The organism is Mesorhizobium sp. M7A.F.Ca.CA.004.12.1.1, from assembly GCF_003997835.1.
Taxonomy (GTDB): domain Bacteria; phylum Pseudomonadota; class Alphaproteobacteria; order Rhizobiales; family Rhizobiaceae; genus Mesorhizobium.
In genome coordinates this window covers 1-2,169 of sequence record NZ_RZRK01000947.1, presented here as the reverse complement: position 1 = coordinate 2,169, position 2,169 = coordinate 1, and the positions used below count along the sequence as shown (strand labels likewise).

Sequence of the window (2,169 nt, the reverse complement as noted above, 5' to 3'; positions counted from 1 at the left end):
GGGCAGGGGAGCGCAGCGAAAATACACCTTTCGCTTCAGCGGCATGGCGCGGTTTCTGCACAATCAGGTCCCGCGGCGCATGATGCAGCCAGGATAGGATGATGACGTGGCTGGCGCGCTCCAGCCCCTGCAGGCCACTTCGGTAGGCTGTGTCGATGGTCAGCACCGCCTTCTGCCCGGTCTCGCGCGCGGCGCGCATGTTCTTCGGGCAGGTTTCGCGCGTCGTCCATGGCGAGGCAATGCGGCCGATGAAGACGATCCCGCCATCAGGCGGCATCAAGGCCGGATCGTTCTCCAGCCTCTGCTCGCCTTCGCGCGCCTCGAACATCTCACGCGTTTCAGTCATGGTCCACGTCTCTTAAAACGCCACACAAGCGGCATTTTCTTGTCCGGAAGCGACATAGCGCTTGCAAGGTCGCTAAAATCGACATAAACATATGTTTATATCTTTTCAAAGAGAATACGCTGATGCATGTCTCGCTCGACACTATGGTGGATACGTTAAAGGCGGCGGCCGAATCCAGCCGATTGCGCATACTGGCACTTCTGTCGCGCGGTGACCTCACGGTTTCCGATCTTACCGAAATTCTCGGCCAGTCGCAGCCGCGCGTTTCGCGGCACCTGAAGCTGCTTCTGGAGGCCGGACTGATCGGCCGCTACCAGGAGGGGTCGTGGGCCTTCTTCCGCCTGTCGGATGCGGATTCCGCGCGGGACTTCGTCATGGGGCTGGTTTCCGGCATTCGCGGCGCCGATCCGCAGGTCGAGCGCGATCTTGAGCGTCTGGCCTCGGTCAAGCGCAAGCGGCAGGACCGGGCGGTCGCGTATTTTTCCGTGAATGCGGCAAGCTGGGACCATATCCGATCGCTGCATGTGCCGGACCGCGCCGTCGAAGCCGCAATGCTGAAACTGGTCGGCAAGCGGCCGTTCCAGTCGATGCTCGATCTCGGCACCGGCACCGGGCGGCTGCTTGAAATCTTCTCGCCGCTTTATCGGCGTGGTGTCGGCATCGACATGTCGCGCGAGATGCTGACCGTGGCGCGCGCCAATCTGGACAAGGCAGGCGTTTCGAACGCGCAGGTTCGGCAGGGCGACATCTTCGCACCGCCGGTCGAGCGCGATGCCTTCGATCTCGTCACCATCCATCAGGTGCTGCACTATCTCGACGATCCCGCCCGTGCCATCCACGAGGCGGCGCGGCTTTTGCGTCCGGCCGGACGCCTGGTCATCGTCGATTTCGCGCCGCATGCGCTGGAATTCCTGCGTGAGGAACACGCGCATATGCGGCTCGGCTTTTCCGACCGGCAGATCGCCGACTGGTTTTCGGAAGCCGGCCTCGATCTTGAAGACAGTCAGGAATTCGAGCCGCGTGGCGGCAACGAGGCCAGGCTCACCGTAAAACTCTGGCTTGGCCGCGACCGGCGCCTCTTGATCGCCGATCCTTCCAACGACACAAGGCAGATAAGGGAAACCGCCTGATGAACCAGTTCCGCTTTTCCCGCCGCCCCGACATTGGCGACAAGGTCAGGGTTTCCTTCGAATTCTTCCCGCCGAAGACCGACGAGATGGAAGCGAGGCTGTGGGAGACGGTGACGAGGCTGGAGCCGTTGAAGCCGAAATTCGTCTCGGTGACCTACGGCGCCGGCGGCTCGACGCGAGAGCGCACCGCGCGCACTGTAAAGCGCATCCTGACGGAAACCGGTATTCCTGCAGCGGCGCATCTGACCTGTGTCGGGGCAACGCGCGACGAGGTCGACGCGGTCATCCAGGATTACAAATCGATCGGCATCAACCGGTTCGTGGCGCTGCGCGGCGACCCGGCCTCCGGCGTCGGCGGACCGTATCGGCCGCATCCCGGTGGCTACGAGAACGGCGCGGAACTGGTCGCCGGGCTCAAGGCGATTGCTGATTTCGACATCTCCGTCGCGGCTTATCCGGAAAAACATCCGCAAAGCCCCGATTTCGCCACCGACATCGAGATGCTGAAGCGCAAAGTCGACAATGGCGCGACGCGTGCCATCACTCAGTTCTTTTTCGACAACGATCTCTACGAGCGCTATGTCGAGCGCGTCCGCCGCGCCGGCATCTACATCCCGATCGTGCCGGGTATCCAGCCGGTTCACAGTTTCAAGCAGGTCGCGAACTTTTCCGCGAGGCCGGGCACATGCGCGC

General features: G+C 62.3%; 3 protein-coding genes. 2 read left to right on the top strand and 1 reads right to left on the bottom strand.

Annotated elements, in window-relative coordinates; genetic code table 11:
- The coding region (locus tag EN984_RS32095) for a TrmO family methyltransferase (protein WP_206517532.1) at positions 1–346 on the bottom strand (346 nt) is incomplete at its 3' end.
- A gap of 122 nt (positions 347–468) precedes the next feature.
- Between EN984_RS32095 and EN984_RS32090 the strand changes: the two genes are divergently transcribed.
- Together EN984_RS32090 and EN984_RS32085 are read left to right on the top strand one after the other, a co-directional pair.
- The gene (locus EN984_RS32090) at positions 469–1,476 is read left to right on the top strand and encodes a metalloregulator ArsR/SmtB family transcription factor (RefSeq protein ID WP_023813166.1); all 1,008 of its coding nucleotides are present in this window, start codon (positions 469–471) and stop codon (positions 1,474–1,476) included.
- A partial coding sequence (locus tag EN984_RS32085; RefSeq protein ID WP_127384240.1) for a methylenetetrahydrofolate reductase occupies positions 1,476–2,169 on the top strand: 694 nt, incomplete at its 3' end. The genes EN984_RS32090 and EN984_RS32085, both read left to right, overlap by 1 nt.

Excerpts from the sequence above, each read along its gene's own strand:
- EN984_RS32090 (WP_023813166.1), top strand. The coding sequence starts at position 469 with ATGCATGTCTCGCTCGACACTATGGTGGATACGTTAAAGGCGGCGGCC.